This window comes from Rhodococcus sp. IEGM 1302 (assembly GCF_030056935.1).
In the GTDB taxonomy this organism is placed as follows: Bacteria; Actinomycetota; Actinomycetes; order Mycobacteriales; family Mycobacteriaceae; genus Rhodococcus_F; species Rhodococcus_F qingshengii.
This window is the reverse complement of the sequence record NZ_JASHKY010000015.1, coordinates 26,680-52,447: the sequence shown is the minus strand read 5'-3', so window position 1 is coordinate 52,447 and position 25,768 is coordinate 26,680. Positions and strand designations below refer to the sequence as shown.

Sequence of the window (25,768 nt, the reverse complement as noted above, 5' to 3'; positions counted from 1 at the left end):
GCGAGATCAATCCTCTCGGCATTCTTCAGATCCTCATCTACATGCTCTTCGGTGGGTCGTCCAGCACTCCCGAATAGACCCTAGCTTGCCATAGCCATAGTCAGCACCTAGGGTGCTGACTATGGCAATTACTAGTCAGGCATCAGTGGCGGCCGCGCCGTCGACCGACGCAGCGCGTCATCACACCGAATTCGACTCCAGTTGGCGGAGTTTCGACGGCATCCAGGGCGGACTCGCAATTGCACGGATGCTGCGGGTGGCGGCCGACGCGTCCGGAGCCGAACCGCTGGCAGTCACGGCGCATCTGGACCGCCCCGTTCCTCCTGGGCCGGCCGAGTTGACTGTCGGCGAGATGCGGGGCGGGCGGACCGTCAGTTGCCACGTCACGCTGACCGGTTCGGGATCCGCTCTCGTTCGGTTGGCCCGCGACATAGGAGCTACAACAATGTCCGCCCCTGTCGCCGAACCGGCTCCGGCCGACCCGTCAACCCTGCCGCCGCTGGAGATCCCGGTGGATTTTGTGCCGTTCGCCCAGCACCTCGACATCCGGCCGATCAATTCCGCGAGGCCGTTCGCCGGTGGCGACTCCCCTGAATTCGACGTCTGGATCCGCCTGCTCACAGACCTCGATTTCACGGCCCAAGAGCGCGCCGCGGTCCTTCTCGACGCGCTTCCGCCCGGACTGTTCGCGACACTGACGATGCCCGTGGCCATACCGACCATCGAGTTCACCGCGCATTTCACCCCGGAGCACCTCACGGCAGATCCCCGAACGCTGTCACCGTGGTATCGCCTACGCCACGGGACTGCCTGGGCGACGGACACTCTCTGTGTTGACGAATCCGAACTATTCGACTCGACCGGACGACTTGCTGCTCGGGCTCGCCAGCTTCGTCGAATTCTGAGTTGAGTTTCAGCTCTCCTACACCTGGAGGTCGCGACGACGGAACGCAACAAGCGATGCTGTCGAAAGCACCACTGCCACAACGATCATTGCCAGCAGTGGCAGAACTGTCACCGGCTCGGCAGGGGCACCCGGCACGTGAGTGTAGGGCGACAGATCCAGCACTACCTGCGGAAGCTTCAGCAACGTGCCGAGTTGCCCGAGCACGATGCATGCCGCCAAGATTCCCCAGGAGAGCGCCGACGCGTACGTCGGAAACAGTCCGAAAGCCAACGACACCAACCCCACGACTACGAGCACCGCAGGCAGATAGGCCAACGCGGCGCCAGTCATACGAAGTGTGTTGCCGCCGATGTCGTCCGTGACGAGCCCGAAGGCAAAACCGGTGAAGGCACCCATCAAGACGTGCGCGAGGATCACGCCGCCCACAACCACACCCAGGTGGGAAAGCATCCACCTCCACCGCGACAAAGACGTTGCCAGCAACGGTTCGAGCCGTCCCGATGTTTCCTCGCCCCGCATCCGGAGAAGACTCTGGACCGAATACGCCGCGATGACTATCGACGTGAGCCCCAGAGCAGTGGCCAAGTAGGAATCCACCAGATCCGATCCGCCGCCGCCAAGTTTCTCGAACATCTCCGCGGTCTGCTGCGACGATCCCACCATCGCGTCGATCTCGTTGCCCACAGCGCCGTACGCGAACCCGAGTATGACAACGGCAAAGATCCACCAGAACATCGTCATTCGCTGCATGCGCCACGCCAGGCCCCAGGCCGACGGTAGCCACGATGCCGCGACTGGCGGGCCGGGTCGGGGCTGAACGAGTCCCGCTCCCTGATCGCGATGGCCGATGAGAACAAAAGCCACCACCACGTGCACAGCCGCAAATCCGATCAGCAACAACAGGATCCACCAGGCGTCGTCGTCGAAGGGCCGGATCTGTTGTGCCCATCCGATCGGCGAGAGCCACGACAACCAGCCACTGACCACGCGAGTTCCGACGTCGACGACCGTACTGTTCACGTCGCCGATCGCGCGCAGCATGAAGGCAACGCCGATCGCGGCACCCGCCAGGCCGTTGGCCGTACGAGCACCATCGGTGATCTGCGCCGTCACGGCTGCCACTCCGGCAAACGCGATTCCGGTCCCACCTATCGAGGCGCCCAACGCGAACGAACCGACGACAGGCAAACCGACGGCGATCGATCCCAGTGCAATTCCCAGTGCAAGAACGACGTTCGCACCGACCGTTACGATCAGTGCGGAGGTCAGGAGCGCTCGTCGACCTACCACCGCTGCACCGATCATCTCGGCTCGGCCGGTCTCCTCGTTCTGTCGCGTATGGCGAACCACCGCAAGGGTGCTCATCAATGCGGCCACCAACGCGAACACGAGCACCGACTGACTGGCGACTATCGCGCCCTGCGAATCACCGGACACGATCCCGTTGGTCGCCAGCGCGACCGGCGATACCGCGGAACTGACTGCGATGTTTCGTAATTCCTCGGGTGTCGAGTACAGCCCGGTCACACTGGCGACAACCAGCAGCATGAACAAGACGATGGAGATAACCCACACGGAGAGCTGAATTCGGTCCCGCCGCAAAGCCAGCCGAACCAGTCGGCGTGTGCCGGTGAATTGACTTGCCGAGGCCGGTACCGGTGGAGCGGCCTCGACAACAACGGTCACGGCCGTACTCCGGTCTCGGCTCGCAGGTGTACCGAAGTCTCCCTAGCCCGTTCGTCACCGTAATGCCGCAAGAAAAGTTCTTCGAGAGTCGGCGGAGTGGAAGTGAGCGCCACGATTCCGAATCCGACCAAGTACGTCATGAGTGGTCCGAGTTGCGCGCTGTCGACTTCGCAGGTGACGTGGTTACCGTCGATCACCGCGTCGTGGACACCGCCGAGTCCGTCGAGTCCACCGATCGGACGCTGCGTCTCCGCCGCGACGGACGTGCGCGTGAGATGCCTGAGTTCGGACAGTGTTCCCTCTTCCACCGTCCGCCCGTCGCGGATGATGCTCACACGATCGCACAGCGCTTCGACCTCGGCGAGGATATGGCTCGACAGCAGTACCGTCTTTCCGGCGTGAGCCACCTCCTCGACGCAGTCCTGGAATACCGCCTCCATCAACGGGTCGAGCCCCGATGTGGGTTCGTCGAGGACGTAAAGGTCGACGTCGGACGAGAACGCGGCCACGAGTGCAACCTTCTGCCGGTTACCTTTCGAGTACGTGCGCGCCTTCTTGGTCGGGTCCAATTCGAAGCGATCGAGCAACTCGCTGCGGCGTTTTCGGTCCAGGCCACCGCGCAGGCCCGCCAACAGATCGATAGCCTCACCGCCGGTGAGGTTGGGCCACAGATTCACGTCGCCAGGCACATAGGCGAGACGTCGATGCAAAGTGACAGCGTCTCGCCACGGATCGCCGCCGAGAACGGTTGCGTCTCCGGAGTCCGAGCGGAGCAGGCCGAGGAGCACCCGAATAGTGGTGGACTTTCCGGAACCGTTCGGCCCCAGGAATCCGTGCACTTCACCCGTCGAGACGTCGAGGTCGAGGCCGTCCAGCGCGCGGGTGGTACCGAAGGTCTTGACGAGGCTTTTCACTGAAATTGCCGCACCCATGAATTTGACCGTACGCCGATTTCACAAATGTGTGAAGATAGAAAAGACGGAAAGATCGAAGGGTTCCGATGACCGACACCAGCCACACCGTTGCACCGGACGAGAGCCGACACTATGTCGAGCGACTCTCACTCGTACTGAGCAACATGGGTTTTCCGCCGATGCCCGCCCGCGTCTGGGCCGCGTTGATGACCAGCGAGGCACCCTCGTCCACGCCAGGAGATCTCGGATCTCGGTTGGGAGTGAGCCCCGCCGCCATTTCCGGAGCCGTCAGATACCTCCAGCAAGTCGGATTGATCGAGCGTGTGGCCGTCCCCGGATCGCGGCGTCAGCACTACTGCGTCAGCGTCGACATGTGGGCCGACGCGTTTGTCACGAAACAGTCCTCGCTCTACCAGGTCTCGGCAGTTGCGGACGAGGGCATACGAGTCCTCGGTGAAGGAACAACAGCCGGCGATCGAATGGCAGATCTGCGCGACTTCTTCGACTTCATGGCCGCGGAAATGCCGCGAATGCTCGCGGACTGGCGCTCCCGGCGAAAAGACCGGACACCTGGCAGGTAACTTCAGGTTTACCCGCAATTTCGGCGGGGTACCTCAATTCTCGTTCCAGCATGGTCAGGTGCGGTGTAATCGAGGAGTTGCTGATGAAGCTGTCGATCAGGGGCGCGAACACTTCACCGACTCCACCCTTCGCGCGTACCGCTTCACCCGAAACCTGTGAACGATCGATTTCCCTGAATCGCACCGCCGCCGAGGCATTCGCCGGTGATCACCATGCACTGTCGAAACTACTGGCCCGGTTGCACCCTCGCGTCGTTCTCTACTATCGCGCCAGACTCCTCGGGACGCCCGTCGCGACGTTCGCCGACGATCTCGCCCACCAATGCACCCTGGACGTCGTCACACGAATGTCCGACACGATCTCGGCCGACACACGCATCGAGACCTTCGCGTACGAGTTGGCCTCTCGACGAATTGCGTCAATTCCCCAGTCACGCAACATCGACGGACAATTCAAACGCTCGCGTCGCCTGACCGACGACCAACGTGAGGTTCTGGTACTACGAATCGCAGTGGGTCTGACTGCCGAGATGACCGCGTCGACTCTGCGCACAACTCGTTCGAGCGTGCTCCTCCTACAGCATCAAGCGCTGCGCGCCTGGACGGTCTCCGAGCAGAGCTAGATCAGACCTTGCTTACTCGCGGCGTAGACGGCCTCTGCTCGACGGCTCACCTCGAGTTTGCGCATGATGTTGCTGACGTGAAACTTGACGGTGGTCGGTGAGATGAACAATCTCTCACCGATCTTGATGTTGGACAAGCCGTTTGCGAGGAGTCTGAGCACTTCGAGTTCGCGATCGGTCAATCGTTCTTTCGACGACGACTGCCCGTTGAGCGATCGCACGACAGCTGACGCGCTGCGCGAATCGAACGCACTCTCACCCCGCGAGACCGCCCTGATCGCACGCACCAATTCGGTGGTGTCGACGTCTTTGACGACATAGCCGCGAGCACCCGCGTGCACCGCTCGCACCACCAGTTGATCGTCGAGAAACGTGGTGAGAACCAACAGTCCGAGGCCGGGATGCGCCGAGGACAGCTGGCCACACAGGGTCAGTCCCTCGTAGTCGGAACTGGCGGAGAGTTTGAGATCCATCAGGACGATGTCCGGGCCGACCTTGTCGACCACGGCGAGTGCCTCGGCGAGGGACGACGCCTCCCCCACGATCTCGAGATCGCTTTCGCGCTCGAGAACCGAGCGGAGCCCTTGCCGCAGAATTGCATGGTCGTCGACCAGGACGATTCGAACCAATCCCTGAACCGGCGATGCTCCGCGGGTGATGACGGGACGCGCAGTGGTCATGATTCCTCGCTCTCGATTTCAGTGGTGGAGCAAAGGTTTTCCATGCCCGAGTCGAACGGCAGTGGTAGTCGCACGAGAATCTGAATCCCACCGATCCGCGCGCGCCGTACTTCGAGCGCACCACCCAACTCGAGTGTTCGCGCCTGCATGTTCGCGAGACCGCGATGGCGGCCGTCGACGTCGTTGGTGGCTGCGAGTTTGAGGATCAGACGCATTCGCGCAGGGTCGCCGTCACCGTCGTCGGAGACCGACAGCAACACGGAGTCCGCCCGATAGGTCAGACGTAGCACCGCCCGATTCGCGTGAGCATGGACCGCTGCATTGAAGAGAGCTTCCCCCGCGATCCGGAGAAGAGCGTGTTCGGCATCGCCCGGAAGTTCGGTCGGGGTACCGCCGACGCGAACGCTCACCGCCAACTCGTCCGGCATGTGAACCACGCCAAGTTGCTCGAGCATCTCGGGCAACGACGTCCGGTCCGCGTCCGACGAATGATTGAGCGCGTAGATCGCCGAACGAAGCTGCTCGACCGCCCTCCTGGTCAAATCCTTTGCCAAGTCCAGTCTTTCACTGCGTTCAGCCTCCGGGATGTCACTCCGGCAGACCTCGATCTGCATGCCGGCCGACAACACCGCCTGTGTCACACTGTCGTGCAGTTCGCGGGCGATCCGGTGACGTTCGTCGTCGACCACTTGGTGCCGGTGCGCCACTCCGAGTTGACGCTGGGTGGACTCCAATTCGCTGTTGCGCACCGCAAGGTCGGCTGCAGTACGATTGGCCTCCGCATACGCATCTTCGGCACGCTCGAGCAGCAGTTGTCCGCGCTGATAGAGCGCCGAATTCTGCAGAGCCACAGCAGTCTGGCTGGCCAGAATGCTGAGCACGGCTCCGTCCGTCGTGTCGAGGGTTCGGTTGGCCGGCGTCCAGGCTGCAAAGGCACCTACCACGCCGCCACCGAGCACGATCGGCACAAACGCGTAGTGCGCGTCGATCACCGAGTTGGATTCGATTCTTCCGTACCGGATGTCGTCGAGGCATTCGACGACATCCTCCGGAAGTGGCGGCCCCTCCACATTGTCGACCAGAAAAGGGGTGGCGTCCGGGCCGAGAACCAGTCGCCGTGGTCCGGCGTCGGGCAAAGTTCCGTCAGCCAAGGCGAAGACTATCCAGTTGGCACTCAGATGCGCACGGGCAGCTTCCGCGACCGCGCAGACGAGGGTTTCCGGCCCCTCGACGGTGCGCACCAAAGCCCGCGAGATCAACTCCAAGGCATGCACGACGCGTTCGAGGCGCTCGGCCGCACCGCGATACTGCGGGTAGAACGAACTCTTACCCGATCGTAATCCGGTGAGCCGGGACAGGTCCGCGGTCATCGCCTGCACCAATTCACAGCGGCCCTCTTCACAGCGTCCATCTTCACAAGGCACCTCGGAACAACGCCACCATCTGTTCCTGCGTCGCTTCCCTGGGATTGGTGGACATGCAGGCGTCGAGCAACGCGAAGCTGGCGAGCCTACTCAGGTCTTCCTCGCGAACACCCAACTCCCCCAGCCCCTTCGGCACACCGACCTCCCGGGCGAGACGTTCGACACGGTCGGCCACCGCCAGCGCTGCTTCCTCCGGGGTGCCGCGCTGCTCGGGAAGACTCAGTGCCGCAGCGATGGCGACAAAGGGGGCGGCGTCCGTGGTGGAATTGAACCGGATGACGTGGGGCAAGAGAATTCCGTTGATGACGCCGTGCGGAAGGTCGAGCATGCCGCCCACCTGATGGCTCATGGCGTGCGCGGCTCCGAGTATCGCGTTGGTGAACGCCAACCCGGCCTCGAGGCTCGCCTGCGCCATCACCGATCGAGCTTCCATCTCCATCGGGTCCTGGATCGTGTGCACCAGATTCTCGGTCACGAGGCCGACAGCGCGGAGCGCGTGATGATCGGTCAACGGATTGTGCGCCAGTGAGACGAAGGCTTCGATTCCGTGCGTCAGTGCGTCCAATCCTGTTGCCGCATTGAGCCACTCGGGCATCGTCGTGAGCAACCGCGGATCGATGACCGTCACATCTGGAACCAGCGCCCGGCCGATGATGGTGATCTTGGTGCCGCGGGTCGTGTCCGTGACGATGCAGAACTGCGACACGTCCGCGCCCGTGCCGGACGTGGTGGGAACCATCACCAACGGCGGGATCGGTTTGGTCGCCTGATCTACCCCCTCGTAGTCGAGTATGTTGCCACCGTTGGCAGCGAGGACGGCTACACCTTTAGCCGCGTCGATGACCGAACCGCCGCCGAGCGCGATGATGACGTCACACTCGCCTTCCTGGTACACCTCGAAACCGGCCGCGATCTCGAAGTCCTTGGGATTGGGCGTCAGCCCTGACCACACCGTCGCCGTCAATCCCTGCTCCGTGAGATGGTCTTCGAGTTCGCTGACCCATCCCGCGTCGATCAGACCGGGATCGGTGACCAGGAATGGTCGGAACCCGCCGAACCTCAGAGTCGCGTGTGCTGCCTCGACCAGGGAACCGATACCGAAGACGATCTCGGGGGCGTGAAATTTGACCAGTCGAGCAGCAGTGCCGCGGCGATGAACACCGTGGTTCACAGCATCCGGGTATGCCACGGACACGACCCCACTCTCCTCTCGCTGCTCTGAGATCTCCGGTCGGGATTTCGCATCCGTCGCTCTCAGCGCATCAACTCCCACGTGCACAAACTGGTGTGATCCACCTTACAATCGCTGGCCCCGAGCCTACGCGGACAGCAGTCGGGGCACACCCACCGAAGGAGAGGCGCTTACCTACCCGTTCGGGCAGGTAAGGCGTCTCGGGAAAATGAATGGCGCGGCGAGAAGGTCCCGCTGTACTTTCGGTTGCGGCCAGAGTGGCCCGTAGAACCGATTCAGAAGGTGTTTATGACCCAGCCCGCGCCGAGCGCGCCTCCCGCCCCTGCACTGCCGGCAACCTCGAGGGTCACATGCTGATCCTCGAAACGTCGGACTGACAGCCGCGAGGCCCCCTCGGCCTGCTCCTACTGCTTTGTTCACTCAGCTAGGAGTTCTCCAGTGCCTCAATCACACAATTCCATCTCGAAAACCGACACCTTCTCGTGCATTCAGTGCGGACTCACAGTCATGACGTACGGCCCCGATGGTGATCGCCGAAACCACTGCCCCAGTTGCCTGCATTCCCGACACTTGTTCGACCAGGTGGAAGGTGGACCGTCGGACTGCGGAATGCGGATGGCTCCCATTTCGATCGCAGTACTGCGCAGTGGCGATTGGATGATCATCCACCGCTGCGCACAGTGCCTCGAGCTCACCTCCAACCCCGTCAGCCGAGACGACAACCAGTTGTTGTTGATGAGAATGGCAGTGCGGCCGCTCGCGCAACCGCCCTTCCCGCTCGAAGCCTTCGGCGACTTGTGAGGAGGAATCAGATGCCACGTAGGAATCCCAGCACCCGCCCGCGGCGGGCACCGCAACGGGCCAAGCACGTACTGCACGGAATCGGCGGAGAACAAGGATCGAGCTTCCGTTGTCTCACATGCCGTTTGGACATCTCCACTGCGGCGCCGGGTACCGCTCATCGGAACCACTGCCCGAACTGTCTGGCCAGCCGCCACGTGGACGGTCGCGTTCCGGGCGACCGAGCACAACAGTGCCGAGGTGCCATGGCGGCGCTCTGCCTGTCGGTCCGGCAAGACGGTGAATGGATGCTCGTTCACCAGTGTGTCGAGTGCAATACGTTGAAAGTCAACAGGATTGCCGGCGACGACAACGTCTTGGTCCTGCTGCGCTTGGCGCTACGTCCGTTGGCAGACCCTCGCCTGCGCTCGCGCGCGTTGCTAGCGCTCTGATGATTCGTCCGGTGCAATCGTGCGGTTCTGCGCACGATTACACCGGACGAACACCACGAACACGATCCCGGCGAGCAAGCCCACCGCCGTCGGTCCGAGGACCAGTCCCGAGTACAGCCACGGGGCAGGTTCTGCCGGAAAGAGGTCCATGAATCCGGGTCCGGTGTATGTCGGTTCGGAAAACGGCTCCCGATAGGATCCTCCGGTGAGAATGTGCGGTGACGCCAACGACTTCCACCACCACTGAAACACGCCGAGCGCCACAACCCCACACACGGCGCCGAGCACTGTCAGCGCCGCGATCGGTCGCCAGATCGATCCCCTGATTTCGGACATGAGATCAAACTAGTTCACGACAGATCGCGCAGTGACATCGGTGAAGTGCACTGACATCAGCGAAGTGCGTGCCCCAGCTCGGCGGCCTTTGCCATCAGTTGCGCGGCATCTCGGGCAACAACAACCTCGTCGCAGATCTCCGAATACTCCGGCATCGCGCACGATGCCTGGTTCCAGTAACGCTGTGGTTCAGGCGTAATCCAGGCCAGACGGTGGACCTTTCGGCGGAGTTCCTCGAGCTTGTCCGCCTGCGGGGGCAACCCGTTGCACCGACCGTCGCCCACGATGATGACAGACGTCCGTGAGTTCAAGGTGTTTCCGTGCTCGTCCAACAATTCTGTGAGCACCCGCCCGTAATCGCTGCTGGCTTCCAGATCCAGACCCGGGTGCGCGAGTACCGCGGCCAGTGCGCCGTCACCACTACTGGCGAGAAGGGTGTCGGTCACGTCGACCGGACGATCGACGAAGGCGAGGACTTCACAACGATCTGCTCGGCGATGCATTGCCTGAGCCAAGCGCAGAGTGAACGCGGTGATGGGGCGCACGGACAGCGACACGTCGGCGATGAGAAGTAGTCGAACACGATCGGGGCGAGGAGCTTTCACGACGAGATGGAAGGGTATCCCGTCGGTGCGCAGGCTCGAACGCACCGTGCGCCGCATGTCGAGATGCCCACGAGAGCGCTCTCGGGGCCGCGGTCTGGACGGTCCTCTCATCCGCCGAAGCACTTCGTGGCACGCGAGTTCGATGTCGTTGTGCGTTGCGCCCGCAGCAGATTCGCTGTCGGGCGCATCGGGAGCGCTTTCGGCGAGTGCAGCGGCCGAGAGTGCTTGCACGAACGCTTCGACCGCCTCGACGAGCCGGTTCAGTTGCGCCTGCGTCAGCGGCCCGTCGTCGGAGACGTCCGCATACGCTTTGCTCGGGTCGTATGCATCCAGCCAGGCGAGGATCGACGTCGGATCGTCCCAGGACAACGAACCGACCACTGCTGCAGCAACACTGGTGCTCAAGTCGCCGACCACTGCCGATGCGGCACGGTCCACGTCGACCGTGTAGCTGACTCCCCGTCGACCGGTCTCCGAACCGGTATCCACCGACAGTTCCGCATCGCTGGACGTCATCGACACATCGTCGTCGTCCTTGTGCGGGTTGAACCCCTTCTCCGCTTCCGGAGTATCGAAGTAGTCGCCGACCTCGGCTGCACGCTCGTTGTACTCGGCATACCGGCCTACTTCTTGATCCTCGTCGATCCCCAGCGCGGTGGGCAGACCGTCCGCCACCTCGGCGCGCGAAGCCATCCGCTCGGCGTGCGCTTTGCCTGCGGCTGGCCGGAACAGCGCGTCGAACGCCCGATCGAAACCGGCCTGCTCGTGAGAGTACTTGGCGCACACTGCCCGAAGACATGCTCGCAACGTCTCACGATCCGAAGCGCCGACCATCGCGAGAACACGCCGAACCTCGATGACCTCGGCCGGTGACGCGGAAACTCCGGCCGCCCTCAGCAATCGGCCGAAACTCGCGGACACCACGTCGAGAACAAACGACGGTTGCCACACGGCAAGGCCACCGAGCGTCGTCATCGCGTCGAACGGATTCCGCTGCCGCCGCGGATTCCCTGTTGATGAGGGTCACGTCCACCCGTGCCCCGGAACACGGCCGTCGTCGTGTTGGCGGGTTTGCTTGCCACCGTGGCCCGCTCGATCGGCTCGCCACCGTCACGCGACGATGATTCGAAACGCTTTCCGTCGAATCGTTCCTTGGCCAGCGTCACATCGGACGAGTACTTGAGCAACGCCGTGAGCAGGATGTCGCGCACCTTGGCGTCGGAAGCGGTGTCGAATCCGCCGGCCGCGAGCACTGTTGCCGCTCTGGCCGCGTCGATGACCTCCGAGATGGACGGGCTCTTGCGCAGCGGGAGATCACGCAAGATGCGAGCCAATTCGACAACCTCGGTGGCCGTAGCCGTATCCACCTCAGGCGCTCGGGCCGTGACGATCTCGCGTTCACGCTCCGATGTCGGATAGCCGAGATGGTAATGCAGACAACGACGCTTGAGCGCGGGTGAGAGCTCGCGGGTGTCGTTGGACGTCAGGATGACCCAGGGCTGCGAGCGGGCAACGAACGTACCGACCTCGGGAATGGTGATCTGCTGTTCGGCGAGAATCTCGAGGAGCAGTGCTTCCATCGATTCCTCGGTGCGATCTACCTCGTCGACCAGAAGCACTACCGGATCGGGTGAGAGGATTGCTTCGAGCAGCGGTCGTACGGACAGGAAGTTCTCGGAGTACAAACCGAAATCCTGATCGGCCAGAAACTTGGACGCTTCGGCGACGCTGTCGAATTCGGAAACCTGATCGCTGATCCGGTCGCGGAGCATCTGCACGTGCAGGAGTTGCTTCGCGTAGTCCCATTCGTACAGGGCGCGATTGTCGTCCAGCCCTTCGTAGCACTGCAATCGCACCAGTTTGCGGCCCCCGATCGCAGCCAGAGACTTCGCCAGTTCCGTCTTGCCGACACCGGCCGGACCTTCGAGCAGGAGCGGGCGCCCCAGCGCCGTCGCCAGATGAACGACTACCGCGAACTCGTCATCGGCAATGTAGTCCTGCTCTCGCAGAGCATCTTTCACTTCGATTCCGCTGGAGAAACTGCGACCGGACATGGAACACCTTTCGATAGGGGCACAGCCCATGTGCGCCTTTTTGGTAGTGCGGGCTACCAAAAAGGCGCACGGGGCCGAAGGCCCTGCTAGAAGTACGACTTGTTGATCGCGTGATCGACAACCGGGATCATCGACTCCACGGTGACCTCACGGGGATTGCCCGGGGTGCACCAGTCGTCCTGAATGTGCTCGGAGATGGCGCGCACAGTCTTCTCGTCACCCTTGATGACATCACCACGGCCCTCGTACTTCTTGGTGTTCATCTGGTTCTTCGCGTACGAGTCGGTGCGAACCTGACCGAAGTTGTCGGGGATACCGACGTCCTTGGCCAGACGGATGGCAGCCTCGACGGCAGCATCTGCGGCCTGAACCGTGGTGAGGTTGCGAGTGTCGACACCGAGTGCGCCGGCCAACTGGGCGTAGCGCTCGTAGCGCGAAGGCAGGTTGTACTCCCACACACGCGGCAACGCGATGGCGTTGTTCAGACCGTGGTGGCTGTCGAAGAAGGCACTGACCGCGTGCGAGATCGAGTGAACGATGCCGAGGCCACCGGAGTTGAAGGCCTGCCCGGCAATGTACTGCGCGTTCATCATTCCCTCGCGGGCCTTGAGGTTGCGAGGCTCGAAGACGGCCTCGCGCAGGTTCTTCGCGACCAACTCGACCGAGTAGATCGCGTTACCGAGCGAAGGCGCGAAATCGAGACGAGACACGAAAGGCTCACTGCCGTGCGCGAGTACGTCGAAGCCGCAGTACGCGGTGAAATGCTGAGGGCAGGTGTAGTAGAGCAGCGGATCGTCGATCGCCAGGGTGACGATGGTCGCCTCGTCGAAGCCCACCCACTTGTGCGGGTTGTTCATGTCCGACGTGTCGGTGATGACGTACGCCCACGACGTCTCGGAACCCGTTCCGGCCGTGGTGGATACGGCGATATGGGGCGGGTTCTCCTTGTTGGTGGACTTGGCGAAGCCCTCGAACTCGTTGATGTTGCGACCGTCGTGTGCGATCACGACGCGAGCGCCCTTGGCGGCGTCGTGGCTCGAACCACCGCCGATCGAGATGATCGAGTCGCACTTCTCCTTCTGGTAGAGAGCCGCGGCCTCCATGACGTTGTAGTCCTTGGGATTCGACTCGACCTTGTCGTAGAGCACGACCTCGACACCCTGGTACTCGATCTTGCCGACGAGTTCCTCGATGATGCCCGAACCGCGCAGACCGGTCGTCATCAGAAGGGTGCGCTTGAAGCCGAGGTTCTTGGCCTCCACCCCGATGATGTCGTGAGCGCCCACACCCATCAGGGCGCGAGGGAAGGGGTGGAACTCCTTGATGGGAAAGTCCCAGATCTGGTTGAGCTCGATAGCCATCGGTATCTCCTCAGGGATGTGCACGAATGTGACTGCGGGAGGGATTCGAGCCGAATCTTTGTGACCGGCGTCTCACCTGGTTCCCACTGTGTACCGACAAACAGCCCGTGCACAGACTTCGGCAGCTCAACCGCCCGGACGCCACTCACGAACCGCCCGTTCGGGCAGGTCGACGCCACCCCGGACTGCCAGGACGGCTGGATCAGACCGCCGTGGTTCCCGCTGATCGGGAACGTGTTGCTCGGCGACTACGATCCCCAGTAGCTTTTCATCACTGCTAACATTGAACTAGAACACGTTCTAGATGTTGCACTTCACTGACCTGCGCTTTACCCAGCTTCACGAGAGGACTAGCTTCGCGATGACGACAGTCGAGGTACCGCACAGCTCGCGATCGGCGGTACTCACCGTGTCCGGAGTCATCGAAGAGACTTCCGACGCCCGGTCGCTGGTGTTCGAGATTCCCGCAGAACTGAAGGACAAGTTCGACTACAAGCCAGGTCAATTCCTGACCCTGCGCATCCCGAGTGATCAGACCGGCTCGGTCGCACGCTGCTACTCGCTGGCCAGTTCACCCTTCACCGACGACGCCCCCAAGGTGACCGTCAAGCGAACCGTCGACGGCTACGGCTCCAACTGGTTGTGCGACAAGCTCCAGGTCGGCGACACCATCGAAGTGCTGCCGCCGTCAGGTGTCTTCACGCCCAAGTCGCTCGATCACGACTTCCTGCTCTTCGGTGCAGGCAGCGGAATCACTCCGGTGATCTCGATCCTCAAGTCCGCCCTCACGCAGGGCAGCGGCAACGTCGTGCTGATCTACGCGAACCGCGACGAGAAGTCCGTTATCTTCGGCGCCGAACTTCGCGAATTGGCAGCGCAACACCCCGGCCGCCTCACCGTTGTCCACTGGATCGAAACCGTGCAGGGACTCCCCGCCGTCTCACAGTTGGCGACACTGGCCAAGCCATTTGTCGCGTACGAGGCCTTCATGTGCGGTCCAGGCCCCTTCATGGACGCCGTCCACAAGGCACTGGCAGAGGCCGGCATGCCCCGCACGCAGGTTCACGCCGAGGTCTTCAATTCACTCGCGGGTGACCCGTTCCGTGACGTCGAGGTAGCCGAGGTCTCCGACGAGGAAGCAGCCGACGCCGCAACCGTCGAGGTCGAACTGGACGGTGAAACCCACACCCTCGTCTGGCCGCGCAAGCAGACGCTCGTCGACATCATGCTCGCCAAGGGCCTCGACGTGCCGTACTCCTGCCAGGAAGGCGAGTGCGGGTCGTGTGCCTGCACCGTCACCGAAGGCGAAGTTCAGATGGACAACTCCGAAATCCTCGACGCCGAGGACGTGGCGAACGGCTACATCCTCGGTTGCCAGGCGAAGCCGATCACCGATCACCTGAAGATCGAGTTCTGAACCCTGCTTCGATGCATGACGGCCCCTGATTCCCTGCGGAATCGGGGGCTTCGTCATGTTCGGAGTCTCCCGAGTCCCGCCGCGAAACCCACGCAGGCGCCGTTGTGGGCAACCGCCACAGGGCAAGAATCAGTACGAGGGTCACGATCAGGAAACCCTCACGAAGGACCAACCCGAACGGCAGCAGGAGCGGTGACGTCTCGATGAACTGCTGTCCCATACTCGGCCCGCAGTAGACGATGGCCAACCCCAGAGCGGCCGCACCGAACTGCAGCGGCGATCGAAGCCGAAAGAGAACCGTGACGGCAGCAGGCACGAGATACACCCAGTGGTGAATCCAGCTGATCGGCGAAAGAATCGGCGCGCTCAATCCGATCACCAACGCCGCATCGACCGCTCGCCCGACGCGATAGACATCTCGGGCGATCCATAGCGCTACCCCCGCGCACAGCACGGTCGACGGCATCGCCAGAGACGCTGTCCATGGGCCCAGCGCGGCAAGTCCGCCCTGCAGCGAACTGTTGCCGGCACTCGCGATCGCCTGCCCGCTCAAATCCACCCGGTCGCTGAGGTTCCAGACTACGTCCGACCAGAAGGTCCAGCTGACGGCCGGGTCCACCACTGCTGCGACGGCGGTCGCCGCGGCAAATCCGATCGAACTCCAGATCGCGAGTCGCCACTGCTTCGTGACGACGAAGTAGACGATGAAGAGAGCCGGAGTCAGCTTGATCGCGGCCGCGACGCCGATCAGCAGTCCTCGCGGAAACCACCGGCCGAATCTCGAATCCTCTCGGCGAGTCACATCGAGCAGTACGAGCGCCATCAGCACCAAGTTCACCTGGCCGAATGAGATGTGCGCACTGACGATGGGAGTCACCGACACGGCCAGGACCAATGCCGCCATGACGAGCGGCCGCTTGGGGACGCGAGCGGGAGTGAACCTCGCAACCGTCCACACCAACGCCGCGATGCACAATCCCGACCACAGCAGATAGGCAGTCCACCAGTCGAAGAGGACAGTCGGCCAGAGGAAGATCACCGCGAACGGGGTGTAGGTGAACGGCATACCCTCGTCGACGATCAACGGGCCGGACAGATTGCCCTCGTAGATGTTCGATCCCGCTGCGAACGCCTGGGCAGCGTAGCGGTAGACGAGAAAATCAACGGGTTCGACGGCTCGAACGGAGTACACGAGATAACACAGAGCTGCGACGCCGGCAGCGATCAGTGAACCGATCGTCACAATTCGAGACGCCTCGACACGGGTGGCGGGCATACCGAGAATCGTCCCACAACCTACCGAGCGGTACTTCGCTAGCGGGCCGCCCGGAAGTGCGCTCGCTCGTCTGCGGTCAGGTGTTCGCACGCGTAGCTCAGTGCCGTGCGTCCCATGTCTGCTGCATTCGTCGCGAGGAAACCGGTCAACAAATCCCGGTCCACCCGCTTGCCCACCTCGCGGAGCATCCAGCCCATCGCTTTCTGGGTCAGGTCTCGTCGATCACCCAGCACCCGCGCGGCAAGCTCGAGCGTGGTCGACCCGTCGCCGCGAGTGATGAATCCGTACGTCGTCAGCAGCGCCACCCGTCGTCGCCACAGGTCACCCGAATCGGAAAGCTCGAAGATCAGCCGGCGATCTCGGTCGTACAGCCAGCCGCCGAGGATCTGTCCGGCGGACGAATCCACGAGATCCCAATTGTTCACCCGCCCGTCCTCGACAGCGCTGAGATAGAAGTCGGCGATGCGGGAGCGACTCTCGTCGTCGAAAAATTTTGGGCGACTGACCTTTTCGAATCGAGCAACAAGGATCAACAGACCGGCCAAGCGATGCTCGTGGACGTCGCTGTCGAGAAGGAGGCGTACCTGAGGCAACTCGAGACCGACATGCTTCTTCACCACCGAACGCGTCTTCGGTACTCGCACGCCGATGAAGACGTCACCCTCTCCGTACTCCCCCGGCGCTGTCTTGAAGAACTTCTGTAGCTGGACGGCATCCGCGGGATCCGCGAGGTCGGCCAACTGTTCGATCACGTCCTGGGCACTCGATTGCGTCACCCCAGAACCTTCTCACGGGTCGTCTGTGCGGACTCTTCGATTCTCTCAGCGTCCTCACACCGTGTGCCCTGCTCGGCCACAGGTCGGCAGACGACACTCGAGGACAGTCAGTGAAAGGACCACCCATGATCACCGCCGCTATCGCATTCACCACTCTCACCCTCATGGCACTCTCGGGACATATCGCGGCCAGCGCTCCGCGCGGGCTCGTGGCAATCCGGACGAATAGTCACAAATCTTGATATTCGAGCCGCCACATCGCCTCTAACTGCAACGCGAATGCAATTGGCGGAGAGTTGATCTCGATCTGCCGCGGGCGTGTACTACAGGTGGACACACTCTCGTCTTTGGAGGTCTCGTCATGAAGTCGTGGAATCGAATGCAAGATGCCGTCGCGGTGGTTCTCGGCGTCTTTGCGGCTCTCTCGCCGATGTGGCTCGACACCACCGATCGGGCAATGTGGTCACTCGTCGTCCTGGGTGTCCTGGTTGCACTGTCGGGTCTGGCGCACATGGCACGTCCGGACATGGCCATGGCGGATTACGCGATGGGCGTTTTCGGCGTCTTGATGTTCATTTCACCCTGGGTCATGAGCTTCGACGCTCTACGCGGTGCGTCGTGGACGGCCTGGGTGGTCGGGGTCCTGACCGTTGTGGTCGCGGTGAGTGCGATGCCGGTGATGAGTGCGCGGATGCATCACGGGGGTCACGGCGGCGTAGCCGCACATTGACGGAGCGGCGTAGCCGCACATTGACGGAGCGGCGTAGCCGCCCATTGACAGAGCGGAGTAGCTGCCCGTTGATGAATGGCTGAATACAGGTTGGATCAGGCTTTGATCGCGCCCAACAACCGCCCGGCGTCGAAGGCTTCGGCGCTGGGCGGTAGCGCGCCCGGACGACCACTCACGAAAACCTCGACGGTTCCCGATCCTTCACCCGCGTCACCGAGCCCGTCGATCCGCCGCAGGGTCTGTCGTGCAACGGCTTCGGCACTGTCGAAGAGTGTGACGCCGGCGGGTAGCCGCGCTGCGATTTCGTCCGCGAGCAGTGGGTAGTGCGTGCAGCCGAGGACAACGCCGTTGACGTCGTCCGGCGTCCGGGCCACTGCGGATTCGATGGCTGCAAGTGCGGCTGCACGATCACCGAGGTCTATCGAATCGGCCAGGCCGTGGCACGGCACCCCGACGACTTTGGCGCCGTTGCCGAACTGTTCGATCAGATCGGCTTGGTACCGGCTGGCAGTCGTCGCGGCGGTAGCCCAGATCGCCACTGAATCGCACGCGGCGGCCGCGGGCTTGATCGCGGGCACCGTTCCGATGACCGGCACACCCGGTCCGACCAGTTCACGGACGTGTGGGAGAGCGGTGACGCTCGCGGTATTGCATGGAAGAACGATGACCTGAGCCCCACGATCGAGGCTCCGGCGCACCGCACCGAGTACCCGGTCGACGACCCACTCCTCGGGCTTGGGCCCCCAGGGGGCGCCGTCCGGATCGAGGGACAGCACAAGATCGAGATCCGGGCGCAGGCGTCTGAGCCACGCAGAGGTAGGGAGCAGGCCCAGTCCCGAGTCGATGAGTGCAACGATCACCGCACAAATCTATCGTCTCGGAACCGGTCCTGCCTCATCCGTTCAGGCCGGTGTGGACTCCAACACGTCCGAGATGGGCGTGCCGGCTGCGATCTTCGCGCGCATCTTCATCACAGCTCCCGCGCTACCGCCGCCGACGACAGCTGCCAGCACACCGTCGCGCTCGTAGTAGGCGACGAACTTTCGGCCGTCGTCCTTCACGATGTGAACGGTGTCCGTGGGTGCGACGGTCCCCAATGCCTGGATCTTGACGTCGTACTGATCGCTCCAGAAGTACGGAACCTGCGCCGGCGCATCCGGATCACCCGTTCCGGTGATCGCTCCCGCCAGGATCTTGGCCTGGTCCCCAGCATTGGTCCAGTGTTCGACACGCTTGCGTCGATCTCCGATCTGCCAGGACGCGACGTCGCCGACCGCCCAGACGTGTTCGGTGCTGGTGCGGCCGACGCCGTCGCAGAGCACTCCGTTGTCGAGTTCGATCCCCGAACCGTCGAGCCATTCCGTGACCGGCACCGAACCGACTCCGATCGCGACCACGTCGACCGGGATTTCCGAACCGTCACTCAAGGTCGCAGCGGCAACCGCTCCGTCGCCGGACAACGAGGTCAAGCCCGTACCGACTCGGACGTCGATGCCCTCGTTCCGATGCAGACGTTCGACGAGGGCGCCGACGGTGGGGCCGAGCACCGACGCCAGCGGCGTCGGCTGGGGTTCGAGCAACACGACGTCGACGCCGTGAGACTTCATGCTCGCGGCCAGTTCGCAGCCGATGAAGCCGGCCCCGACGATCAGCGCACGCTTACCGGGAGCAAGGTCGGCGCGGAGGGCCAACGCTTCCTCGATGGAGCGCAGAACGTGCACTCCGGACAACTCCGGAAGGCCGGCGATGCGACGCGGAGTCAGTCCGGTCGCGATGACCAACTCGTCGTAGTCCAGGGTGGATCCGTCGGCGAACGCCACCGACTTGGCGACCGTGTCCACCGAGGTTGCCGGCGAACCGAGCTTGAGATCGACCTTGTTCTCGACGTAGAACTCGGCCGGACGCAAGGTCGTCTCGTCCTTGTCGCCGCGGATCACTTCCTTCGACAACGGAGGCCTGTCGTAGGGCAGATGCGTTTCCCCACCCGCGAGCGTCAATTCACCTTCGAAACCCGCTCGTCGCAGTTCCTCGACGGTCCGCAGTCCCGACAAACCCGCACCCACGATCACTATCCGTGCCACCACGTACCACCCTGTCCGACCCACGTCACTTGCAGCGCTCACTATGAACGCCGTCACTATTTGCCTCCGACTCTGCCATACCAAATGCCGGAGTAGGTGTGGTGCATCCCGCATGGTCACCTACCAGTCACTACAGTTGGAGGTACTTCAGACGCACGCACTGACACATGAGCAGGGAGCCCCCATGACCAGCGATTCCAGTGAAAAGAACAGCGTCCGATTCGGCGCCGACGGTGGCGCGGAACTAGTCAGCACCCAGGGTAAGACGATCATCGCCGACGCCGTGGTCGCCAAGATCGCCGGTATCGCGACCCGCGAGATCAACGGCGTGTACGACGTCGGCGGGGGCACAGCGCGTGCGGTGGGGGCACTTCGCGACCGCATACCGGGCGCCCGCGTCAACCATGCCCAGGGCGTGGCGGTGGAGGTAGGCGAGAAACAAGCCGCCATCGACATCGGCATTGTCGCCGAGTACGGCGTCGCACTCCACGAACTGGCGGTAGGTATCCGCCGCAACGTCATTGCCGCAGTGGAAAGCATGACGGGTCTCGAGGTCACCGAGGTCAACATCACCGTCTTCGACGTCATGCTCTTCGAGGATGCAGAGAGCGGCGGCAGTACCGATCCGGAAGCCAAGCCGAGGGTTCAGTGAGTACCGCCGACGCCGGCCGCGAGATCGACGCGGCCGAGGTAGTCGCCGACGCGGTTCTTGCCATCCCGGAAGTGGCAGATCTGCACGGAGGACAGTTCGGCGAAGTGGGAACCTACCTCCCCGGACGCCGCATCACCGGCGTCGTCGTCGACGAAAACTCCTGTGCTGTACACATTTCCGTTCACTATCCGGCAGACGTTCGCAGCGTCGCCGAACGCGTACGAGCGGTGGTGGCGAGATTGGTCGACGTACCGGTGAACGTGACCGTCGGCGACCTGTCGACAGCGGGATATCTACCCGTTGATGCCGAAAATGCAGTCACCGAGCCTGCCACCGTCACAGACATTGCACCGAACATTCGAGAAGGGAACTGACATGAACAGCACCACCGTCGGACTGCTGGTCGGTCTGCTCCTCGCACTCGCCGGAATCATGGGTGGGTTCAGCGGTTTCGTCTTCGCAGTCCTGCTCGGCGCCGCCGGTATGGCGATCGGAGCACACCGCGACGGACATCTCGACCTCGGCGCGATCCTCCGAAGCCGTGGCCGTGGCTGAGCCGTCCGATCCCAGCGCAGCGGACGATCCTGGTCTACGCGGCTCCTTGGTCATCAAGGACCGTGCGATGGCCAAGATCGCCACGGCCGCAGCGGTGAACGTCCCGGGGGTGGTCCGCCAGTCCGGTGGCTTGACTCGCCTGACAGGACGCGACCTTCCGCGAGCCGACATCTCGATGGGTAGCGACGCCGTCGCCATCAATCTCTTCCTCGCCGTGTCCTGGCCGTGTTCGGTCACCGAGTTGACCGGCCGGGTGCGAACGGAAGTCGGACGCAGCGTCGAATCGCTGACCGGGCTTCCACTCCACGACATGAACGTGATGATCGCGGCAACCGAGGGTTCTGACGACTCCTGTGTTTCCGGCGTCGAGATCGCGGAGGGCCCGGCACAGCAGGCACTCTCGGATCCGATTCCGCCGCGTGTCCCCTCTGCGAACCCGGCGGCCGCAGTTTCGGCCGTCGTCATCGCGTGTGGTCTACTCGCACTCGCCTTCGTCGTCTCGCGCGAATGGTTCATCAACCGTGGAACTTTCGAATCGGCACCCTGGATCCGAAACTCCGTGGAGTGGACGTCTCGTCTGCACTGGCAACCGTGGCTACTTCCGGTGGCAATCGCTGCCGTTGTCGCGGGTGTTGTCCTGATAATGTCGGCGATCAAACGCCGTGCGAAAACCCATGTCCCACTCGGGAACCCGAGCGCATCGACGGTGTGGATGCGGCCGACTGACATTGCACGTCTGTGCAGTAGCCACGCAGCGGTCGTTCCCGGCGTCGGCTCGGCTCACACCAGCGTCGACCGTAAACACGTCAAGGTCCACATCGAATCGACCGGTGGCGATCGAGCTGAACTTGCCGCAGCCGTCGACGCGGCGGTTCGGCCTCATCTCGCGATACTGCAGCGGCCACTGCAACTTTCGGTTGTCGTGCGAGAAACTGTAGTACGACGAAAGGACGCCTCGTGAACCGTTGGATCTCCGTGGTCGATCGGATCATCGTCCTCATCGTCGGAATCGCACTCCTCGCGGCGGGCGCATACGCCATCGCGTGGGACGCGGGCGCGTCGCTGATTCGAACCTGGGTGTCACGCCTCGATCGGGAGGTCCTCTTCGGCCTTCCGGAGGAGCCGTGGTGGCACTGGGTACTGTCGGGCACCTTCGTCCTCTGTGTCTTCGCCGGTTTCGGGCTGTTGTACCTGAACCTTCGCCGGCGCCGTACAAGCGCAGTCACATTGCGGCACAACGAATCCGGTACCGACGTCAGCGTGGATCTCGGACCCGTCGCAGACGGCGTAGCGGCCGAGCTCGCTCAGCTGACCGGCGTGCGGAGCACCAAGAGCAAAGCGACGGTCGATCGCGGATTGCCGACGCTGTCGATTGTCGTCACTGCAGATCCGTCGATCGACGTCGCCGGATTCACCGCTTCGGCCGAACGTATCGCCGGCGCAACCAGGCGCAGCCTCGACGGCTCAACCGTCGCAGTACAGGTTCTGCTGCACCTCGACCGGGTGGAAGCCAACAAGTAAGCAAGAACCACGCAGGCACCCGATCACCGAACACTCGATCACAGGCCAACCGATGGAAGACACAGAAAAGGCGCTCACTCCCCGAAGGGAATGAGCGCCTTTTTCAGTGCTGTGAATCAGCTAGCGAGACAAGAGTCTCACTTGATGATCTTGGCAACCTTGCCGGCGCCGACCGTACGGCCGCCTTCGCGAATTGCGAAGCGCAGGCCCTCGTCCATGGCGACAGGCTGGATCAGCTTGACGGACATCTCGGTGTTGTCACCGGGCATGACCATCTCGGTGCCCTCAGGCAGCGTCACGACGCCCGTAACGTCCGTGGTACGGAAGTAGAACTGCGGGCGGTAGTTGTTGAAGAACGGGGTGTGGCGGCCGCCCTCGTCCTTCGACAGGATGTATGCCTGGCCCTCGAACTCCGTGTGGGGAGTCGTGGTGCCCGGCTTGACGACAACCTGTCCACGCTCGACATCTTCGCGCTTGATGCCACGAACGAGCAGTCCGACGTTGTCGCCGGCCTGGCCCGAGTCGAGCAGCTTGCGGAACATCTCGATACCCGTGACCGTGGTCTTGGTCGAGGTTTCCTTGATGCCGACGATCTCGACCTCTTCGTTGACGTTGACAACGCCACGCTCGATACGACCGGTGACAACGGTGCCACGGCCGGTGATCGTGAAGACGTCCTCGACGGGCATGAGGAAGGGCTTCTCGGTCTCACGAATCGGGTCCGGGATGGACTCGTCGACAGCAGCCATCAGGTCGAGAATGGACTGCGTCCACTTCGGGTCACCCTCGAGTGCCTTGAGTGCCGAGATCGGAATGACGGGGGCTTCCTCGTCGAATTCCTGAGCGGCCAGCAGTTCGCGGACCTCCATCTCGACGAGCTCGAGGATCTCGTCGTCGTCAACCATGTCGGCCTTGTTCAGGGCGACGAGGATGTAAGGAACGCCAACCTGGCGAGCGAGCAGGACATGCTCGCGCGTCTGGGGCATCGGGCCGTCGGTAGCTGCGACGACGAGGATAGCGCCGTCCATCTGAGCTGCGCCGGTGATCATGTTCTTGATGTAGTCGGCGTGACCCGGTGCATCGACGTGCGCGTAGTGGCGCTTTTCCGTCTGGTACTCAACATGCGAGATGTTGATCGTGATGCCACGAGCCTTTTCCTCGGGAGCCTTGTCGATCTGATCGAAGGCCGAAGCCTCGTTCAGGTCGGGGAATGCATCCGCGAGAACCTTGGTGATGGCCGCCGTCGTCGTGGTCTTGCCGTGGTCGACGTGACCAATGGTGCCGATGTTCACGTGCGGCTTCGTCCGCTCGAACTTCGCCTTCGCCACTTTGTGTCCTCCTGGACTGTTGTTGCTTGCCGTATGCAGCAGTGCGGTTGGTTGTTACTAGGTCGTGCTTCGTGCCGGAAGAAACCGAGGTTACTTGCCGGCGCGGGCTGGGGAGCTCGCTGTGCTTACTCGCCCGTCGCCTTGGCGATGATTTCCTTCGAGACGTTCGCGGGAACCTCTGCGTAGGAATCGAACACCATGGAGAAGTTCGCTCGGCCCTGGGTCTTCGACCGCAGGTCACCGATGTAACCGAACATCTCCGAGAGCGGAACCAGCGCCTTCACGACACGGGCACCACTGCGTTCCTCCATGGCCTGGATCTGGCCACGGCGGGAGTTGAGGTCGCCGATCACGTCGCCCATGTACTCCTCGGGCGTTGTGACCTCGACAGCCATGAGCGGCTCGAGAATGACGGGGCCGGCCTTGCGGGCGGCTTCCTTCAGTGCCTGCGAACCGGCAACCTTGAACGCCATTTCCGAGGAGTCGACGTCGTGGTAAGCACCATCGAGGAGCGACAGCTTCAGGTTCACGAGCGGGTAGCCGGCGAGAACACCGTACTGCATCGCGTCCTGCGCACCGGCATCCACGGAGGGGATGTACTCGCGCGGGATACGTCCGCCGGAGACCTTGTTCTCGAACTCGTAGGTAGCACCGTCTTCGCCCACGAAAGGCTCCAGAGCGATGATGACCTTTGCGAACTGGCCCGAGCCACCCGTCTGCTTCTTGTGGGTGTAGTCGTGCTTCTCGACCTTCTTGGTGATGGTCTCGCGGTACGCAACCTGCGGCTTACCGACGTTCGCCTCGACCTTGAACTCGCGACGCATGCGGTCGACGAGGATGTCGAGGTGGAGCTCGCCCATACCGCCGATGACGGTCTGACCGGTCTCTTCGTCGAGTTCGACCGAGAAGGTCGGGTCCTCTTCGGCGAGCTTCTGGATCGCGACGCCCAGCTTTTCCTGGTCGGACTTGGTCTTGGGCTCGATGGAGACCTGGATGACCGGCGCGGGGAACGACATCGACTCGAGGACGATGGGGCTCGCCTGATCGCACAAGGTGTCACCGGTGGTGGTGTCCTTGAGGCCGATCATTGCGTAGATGTGGCCGGCTACGGCCTCGTCTACCGGGTTCTCCTTGTTGGCGTGCATCTGGAAGAGCTTTCCGATGCGCTCCTTCTTGCCCTTGGTTGCGTTGAGCACCTGAGCACCCGGATCGATACGACCCGAGTACACGCGGACGAAGGTCAGCTTGCCGAAGAACGGGTGAGCAGCGATCTTGAAGGCGAGAGCCGAGAACGGCTCGTCCTTGCTCGGCTTGCGAGTGATCTCTACTTCTTCGTCACCGAGCTTGTGGCCGATGACCTCGCCGATGTCCAGCGGGTTCGGAAGGTAGTCGATGACAGCGTCGAGCATGGGCTGAACGCCCTTGTTCTTGAACGCGGAGCCACAGAGAACCGGGTACAGCTCGGAGGCGACCGTCATCTTGCGGATGGCGCCCTTGATCTCCTCGATGGTGAGCTCTTCGCCGCCGAAGTACTTCTCCATGAGAGCTTCGTCGGACTCTGCAACCGTCTCGAGCAGCTTCTCGCGGTACTCGGCAGCCTTCTCGACGAGATCCGCGGGGATCTCCTCGATGGTCGGAGCGGTTCCCGTCGGGACCACGCCGCGCCAGGTGATGGCCTTCATCTCGACCAGGTCGACGACGCCGTCGAAGTCGTCCTCAGCGCCGATGGGCAGCTGGAGAACGAGCGGCTTCGCGCCCAAGCGGTCGATGATGGTCTGGACTGTGAAGTAGAAGTCCGCGCCCATCTTGTCCATCTTGTTGACGAAGCAGATGCGCG

The 25,768-nt window shown here is 62.7% G+C and carries 27 protein-coding genes; 12 read left to right on the top strand and 15 right to left on the bottom strand.

Features of this window, described 5'->3' with window-relative positions:
• Positions 1–121 precede the first annotated feature (121 nt).
• The gene (locus tag QM609_RS19755; protein ID WP_042920993.1) at positions 122–910 is read left to right on the top strand and encodes a thioesterase family protein; all 789 of its coding nucleotides are present in this window, start codon (positions 122–124) and stop codon (positions 908–910) included.
• 12 nt (positions 911–922) lie between these two features.
• On the opposite strand, the gene QM609_RS19750 is transcribed toward QM609_RS19755, so the two are convergent.
• Entirely contained in the window at positions 923–2,593 is a 1,671-nt protein-coding gene (locus QM609_RS19750) for an ABC transporter permease (protein WP_076948840.1), read from the bottom strand.
• Positions 2,590–3,525 (bottom strand): ABC transporter ATP-binding protein, encoded by a 936-nt coding sequence (locus tag QM609_RS19745; protein WP_003942009.1) that lies wholly within the window; start codon positions 3,523–3,525, stop codon positions 2,590–2,592. The genes QM609_RS19750 and QM609_RS19745 overlap by 4 nt, the downstream gene beginning before the upstream one ends.
• Positions 3,526–3,593: 68 nt before the next feature.
• Here QM609_RS19745 and QM609_RS19740 point away from each other — a divergent pair, with 68 nt between their 5' ends.
• Together QM609_RS19740 and QM609_RS19735 are read left to right on the top strand one after the other, a co-directional pair.
• Positions 3,594–4,088: a GbsR/MarR family transcriptional regulator gene (locus QM609_RS19740; RefSeq protein ID WP_047268922.1), complete on the top strand. Its 495-nt coding sequence runs from the start codon at positions 3,594–3,596 to the stop codon at positions 4,086–4,088.
• Between the two features lie 83 nt (positions 4,089–4,171).
• Positions 4,172–4,711 carry an RNA polymerase subunit sigma gene (locus QM609_RS19735; protein WP_050656407.1) on the top strand — a complete coding sequence of 180 codons (540 nt, stop codon included), beginning with the start codon at positions 4,172–4,174 and terminating at the stop codon, positions 4,709–4,711.
• Here the strand turns inward: QM609_RS19735 and QM609_RS19730 are convergent.
• The 3 genes from QM609_RS19730 to QM609_RS19720 are packed head-to-tail and all read right to left on the bottom strand — an operon-like array spanning position 4,708 to position 8,010.
• Complete coding sequence (locus QM609_RS19730; protein ID WP_003942005.1) at positions 4,708–5,391, bottom strand: MadR family response regulator transcription factor; 684 nt, start codon at positions 5,389–5,391, stop codon at positions 4,708–4,710. The two genes, QM609_RS19735 and QM609_RS19730, sit on opposite strands and share 4 nt — an antisense overlap.
• Positions 5,388–6,761, bottom strand: coding sequence for a MadS family sensor histidine kinase (locus QM609_RS19725; RefSeq protein ID WP_003941844.1), 1,374 nt, complete (start codon positions 6,759–6,761; stop codon positions 5,388–5,390). The genes QM609_RS19730 and QM609_RS19725 overlap by 4 nt, the downstream gene beginning before the upstream one ends.
• Before the next feature lie 43 nt (positions 6,762–6,804).
• The gene (locus QM609_RS19720) at positions 6,805–8,010 is read right to left on the bottom strand and encodes an iron-containing alcohol dehydrogenase (RefSeq protein ID WP_003942060.1); all 1,206 of its coding nucleotides are present in this window, start codon (positions 8,008–8,010) and stop codon (positions 6,805–6,807) included.
• Positions 8,011–8,445: 435 nt separating this feature from the next.
• Between QM609_RS19720 and QM609_RS19715 the strand changes: the two genes are divergently transcribed.
• On the top strand, positions 8,446–8,808 hold the full coding sequence (locus QM609_RS19715) for an RNHCP domain-containing protein (protein ID WP_003941922.1): 363 nt from the start codon (positions 8,446–8,448) through the stop codon (positions 8,806–8,808).
• An 11-nt stretch (positions 8,809–8,819) separates the two neighbouring features.
• Entirely contained in the window at positions 8,820–9,239 is a 420-nt protein-coding gene (locus QM609_RS19710) for an RNHCP domain-containing protein (protein WP_037129880.1), read from the top strand.
• Here the strand turns inward: QM609_RS19710 and QM609_RS19705 are convergent.
• The 4 genes from QM609_RS19705 to mdo all read right to left on the bottom strand — a co-directional run bounded on the left by QM609_RS19705 (position 9,228) and on the right by mdo (position 13,595).
• Positions 9,228–9,575, bottom strand: coding sequence for a hypothetical protein (locus QM609_RS19705; RefSeq protein WP_047268921.1), 348 nt, complete (start codon positions 9,573–9,575; stop codon positions 9,228–9,230). The two genes, QM609_RS19710 and QM609_RS19705, sit on opposite strands and share 12 nt — an antisense overlap.
• Before the next feature lie 56 nt (positions 9,576–9,631).
• Positions 9,632–11,155, bottom strand: a complete 1,524-nt coding sequence (madC, locus tag QM609_RS19700; RefSeq protein ID WP_050656403.1) for a MadC family VWA domain-containing protein — start codon at positions 11,153–11,155, stop codon at positions 9,632–9,634.
• A complete protein-coding gene (locus QM609_RS19695) occupies positions 11,152–12,234 on the bottom strand; it encodes a MadB family AAA-type ATPase (protein WP_047268919.1) in 1,083 nt (360 codons plus the stop codon). The genes madC and QM609_RS19695 overlap by 4 nt, the downstream gene beginning before the upstream one ends.
• Positions 12,235–12,320: 86 nt before the next feature.
• Positions 12,321–13,595, bottom strand: a complete 1,275-nt coding sequence (mdo, locus tag QM609_RS19690; RefSeq protein ID WP_003942095.1) for an NDMA-dependent methanol dehydrogenase — start codon at positions 13,593–13,595, stop codon at positions 12,321–12,323.
• Between the two features lie 361 nt (positions 13,596–13,956).
• Here mdo and QM609_RS19685 point away from each other — a divergent pair, with 361 nt between their 5' ends.
• Entirely contained in the window at positions 13,957–15,012 is a 1,056-nt protein-coding gene (locus QM609_RS19685; protein WP_003941851.1) for a ferredoxin--NADP reductase, read from the top strand.
• Here QM609_RS19685 and QM609_RS19680 read toward each other — a convergent pair.
• Both QM609_RS19680 and QM609_RS19675 read right to left on the bottom strand, forming a co-directional pair.
• Complete coding sequence (locus tag QM609_RS19680; protein ID WP_042921009.1) at positions 14,984–16,288, bottom strand: glycosyltransferase 87 family protein; 1,305 nt, start codon at positions 16,286–16,288, stop codon at positions 14,984–14,986. The genes QM609_RS19685 and QM609_RS19680 overlap by 29 nt on opposite strands.
• Before the next feature lie 38 nt (positions 16,289–16,326).
• Entirely contained in the window at positions 16,327–17,064 is a 738-nt protein-coding gene (locus tag QM609_RS19675) for a DNA alkylation repair protein (protein ID WP_042921012.1), read from the bottom strand.
• A 361-nt stretch (positions 17,065–17,425) separates the two neighbouring features.
• Between QM609_RS19675 and QM609_RS19670 the strand changes: the two genes are divergently transcribed.
• Positions 17,426–17,794, top strand: a complete 369-nt coding sequence (locus tag QM609_RS19670) for an SPW repeat domain-containing protein (RefSeq protein WP_003941901.1) — start codon at positions 17,426–17,428, stop codon at positions 17,792–17,794.
• A gap of 95 nt (positions 17,795–17,889) precedes the next feature.
• On the opposite strand, the gene QM609_RS19665 is transcribed toward QM609_RS19670, so the two are convergent.
• On the bottom strand, positions 17,890–18,654 hold the full coding sequence (locus QM609_RS19665) for a glutamate racemase (RefSeq protein WP_042921015.1): 765 nt from the start codon (positions 18,652–18,654) through the stop codon (positions 17,890–17,892).
• A 42-nt stretch (positions 18,655–18,696) separates the two neighbouring features.
• Entirely contained in the window at positions 18,697–19,875 is a 1,179-nt protein-coding gene (locus tag QM609_RS19660) for an NAD(P)/FAD-dependent oxidoreductase (protein WP_228232526.1), read from the bottom strand.
• A 184-nt stretch (positions 19,876–20,059) separates the two neighbouring features.
• Between QM609_RS19660 and QM609_RS19655 the strand changes: the two genes are divergently transcribed.
• From QM609_RS19655 to QM609_RS19635, 5 genes are read left to right on the top strand one after another with little or no spacing between them, the layout of a single operon-like run.
• Positions 20,060–20,527 (top strand): Asp23/Gls24 family envelope stress response protein, encoded by a 468-nt coding sequence (locus QM609_RS19655; RefSeq protein WP_003941912.1) that lies wholly within the window; start codon positions 20,060–20,062, stop codon positions 20,525–20,527.
• Entirely contained in the window at positions 20,524–20,901 is a 378-nt protein-coding gene (locus QM609_RS19650; RefSeq protein ID WP_042453130.1) for a hypothetical protein, read from the top strand. Before QM609_RS19655 ends, QM609_RS19650 begins: the two co-directional genes overlap by 4 nt.
• A gap of 1 nt (position 20,902) precedes the next feature.
• Positions 20,903–21,082, top strand: a complete 180-nt coding sequence (locus QM609_RS19645) for a hypothetical protein (protein ID WP_003942043.1) — start codon at positions 20,903–20,905, stop codon at positions 21,080–21,082.
• Positions 21,069–22,043 (top strand): Asp23/Gls24 family envelope stress response protein, encoded by a 975-nt coding sequence (locus QM609_RS19640; RefSeq protein ID WP_007728390.1) that lies wholly within the window; start codon positions 21,069–21,071, stop codon positions 22,041–22,043. The genes QM609_RS19645 and QM609_RS19640 overlap by 14 nt, the downstream gene beginning before the upstream one ends.
• A complete protein-coding gene (locus QM609_RS19635) occupies positions 22,040–22,603 on the top strand; it encodes a hypothetical protein (RefSeq protein ID WP_042921019.1) in 564 nt (187 codons plus the stop codon). Before QM609_RS19640 ends, QM609_RS19635 begins: the two co-directional genes overlap by 4 nt.
• A 137-nt stretch (positions 22,604–22,740) precedes the next feature.
• Here the strand turns inward: QM609_RS19635 and tuf are convergent, their stop codons facing one another.
• Positions 22,741–23,931, bottom strand: a complete 1,191-nt coding sequence (gene tuf / locus QM609_RS19630; protein WP_003941926.1) for an elongation factor Tu — start codon at positions 23,929–23,931, stop codon at positions 22,741–22,743.
• 125 nt (positions 23,932–24,056) lie between these two features.
• The coding region (gene fusA / locus QM609_RS19625) for an elongation factor G (RefSeq protein WP_283337351.1) at positions 24,057–25,768 on the bottom strand (1,712 nt) is incomplete at its 5' end.

Bases quoted from the DNA above. Each gene is read 5' to 3' on its own strand.
- QM609_RS19755 (WP_042920993.1), top strand. From the start codon at position 122: ATGGCAATTACTAGTCAGGCATCAGTGGCGGCCGCGCCGTCGACCGAC.
- QM609_RS19745 (WP_003942009.1), bottom strand. From the start codon at position 3,525: ATGGGTGCGGCAATTTCAGTGAAAAGCCTCGTCAAGACCTTCGGTACC.
- QM609_RS19740 (WP_047268922.1), top strand. From the start codon at position 3,594: ATGACCGACACCAGCCACACCGTTGCACCGGACGAGAGCCGACACTAT.
- QM609_RS19735 (WP_050656407.1), top strand. From the start codon at position 4,172: ATGAAGCTGTCGATCAGGGGCGCGAACACTTCACCGACTCCACCCTTC.
- QM609_RS19730 (WP_003942005.1), bottom strand. From the start codon at position 5,391: ATGACCACTGCGCGTCCCGTCATCACCCGCGGAGCATCGCCGGTTCAG.
- QM609_RS19725 (WP_003941844.1), bottom strand. From the start codon at position 6,761: ATGACCGCGGACCTGTCCCGGCTCACCGGATTACGATCGGGTAAGAGT.
- QM609_RS19710 (WP_037129880.1), top strand. From the start codon at position 8,820: ATGCCACGTAGGAATCCCAGCACCCGCCCGCGGCGGGCACCGCAACGG.
- QM609_RS19705 (WP_047268921.1), bottom strand. From the start codon at position 9,575: ATGTCCGAAATCAGGGGATCGATCTGGCGACCGATCGCGGCGCTGACA.
- madC (WP_050656403.1), bottom strand. From the start codon at position 11,155: ATGACGACGCTCGGTGGCCTTGCCGTGTGGCAACCGTCGTTTGTTCTC.
- QM609_RS19695 (WP_047268919.1), bottom strand. From the start codon at position 12,234: ATGTCCGGTCGCAGTTTCTCCAGCGGAATCGAAGTGAAAGATGCTCTG.
- mdo (WP_003942095.1), bottom strand. From the start codon at position 13,595: ATGGCTATCGAGCTCAACCAGATCTGGGACTTTCCCATCAAGGAGTTC.
- QM609_RS19685 (WP_003941851.1), top strand. From the start codon at position 13,957: ATGACGACAGTCGAGGTACCGCACAGCTCGCGATCGGCGGTACTCACC.
- QM609_RS19680 (WP_042921009.1), bottom strand. From the start codon at position 16,288: ATGCCCGCCACCCGTGTCGAGGCGTCTCGAATTGTGACGATCGGTTCA.
- QM609_RS19670 (WP_003941901.1), top strand. From the start codon at position 17,426: ATGAAGTCGTGGAATCGAATGCAAGATGCCGTCGCGGTGGTTCTCGGC.
- QM609_RS19655 (WP_003941912.1), top strand. From the start codon at position 20,060: ATGACCAGCGATTCCAGTGAAAAGAACAGCGTCCGATTCGGCGCCGAC.
- QM609_RS19645 (WP_003942043.1), top strand. From the start codon at position 20,903: ATGAACAGCACCACCGTCGGACTGCTGGTCGGTCTGCTCCTCGCACTC.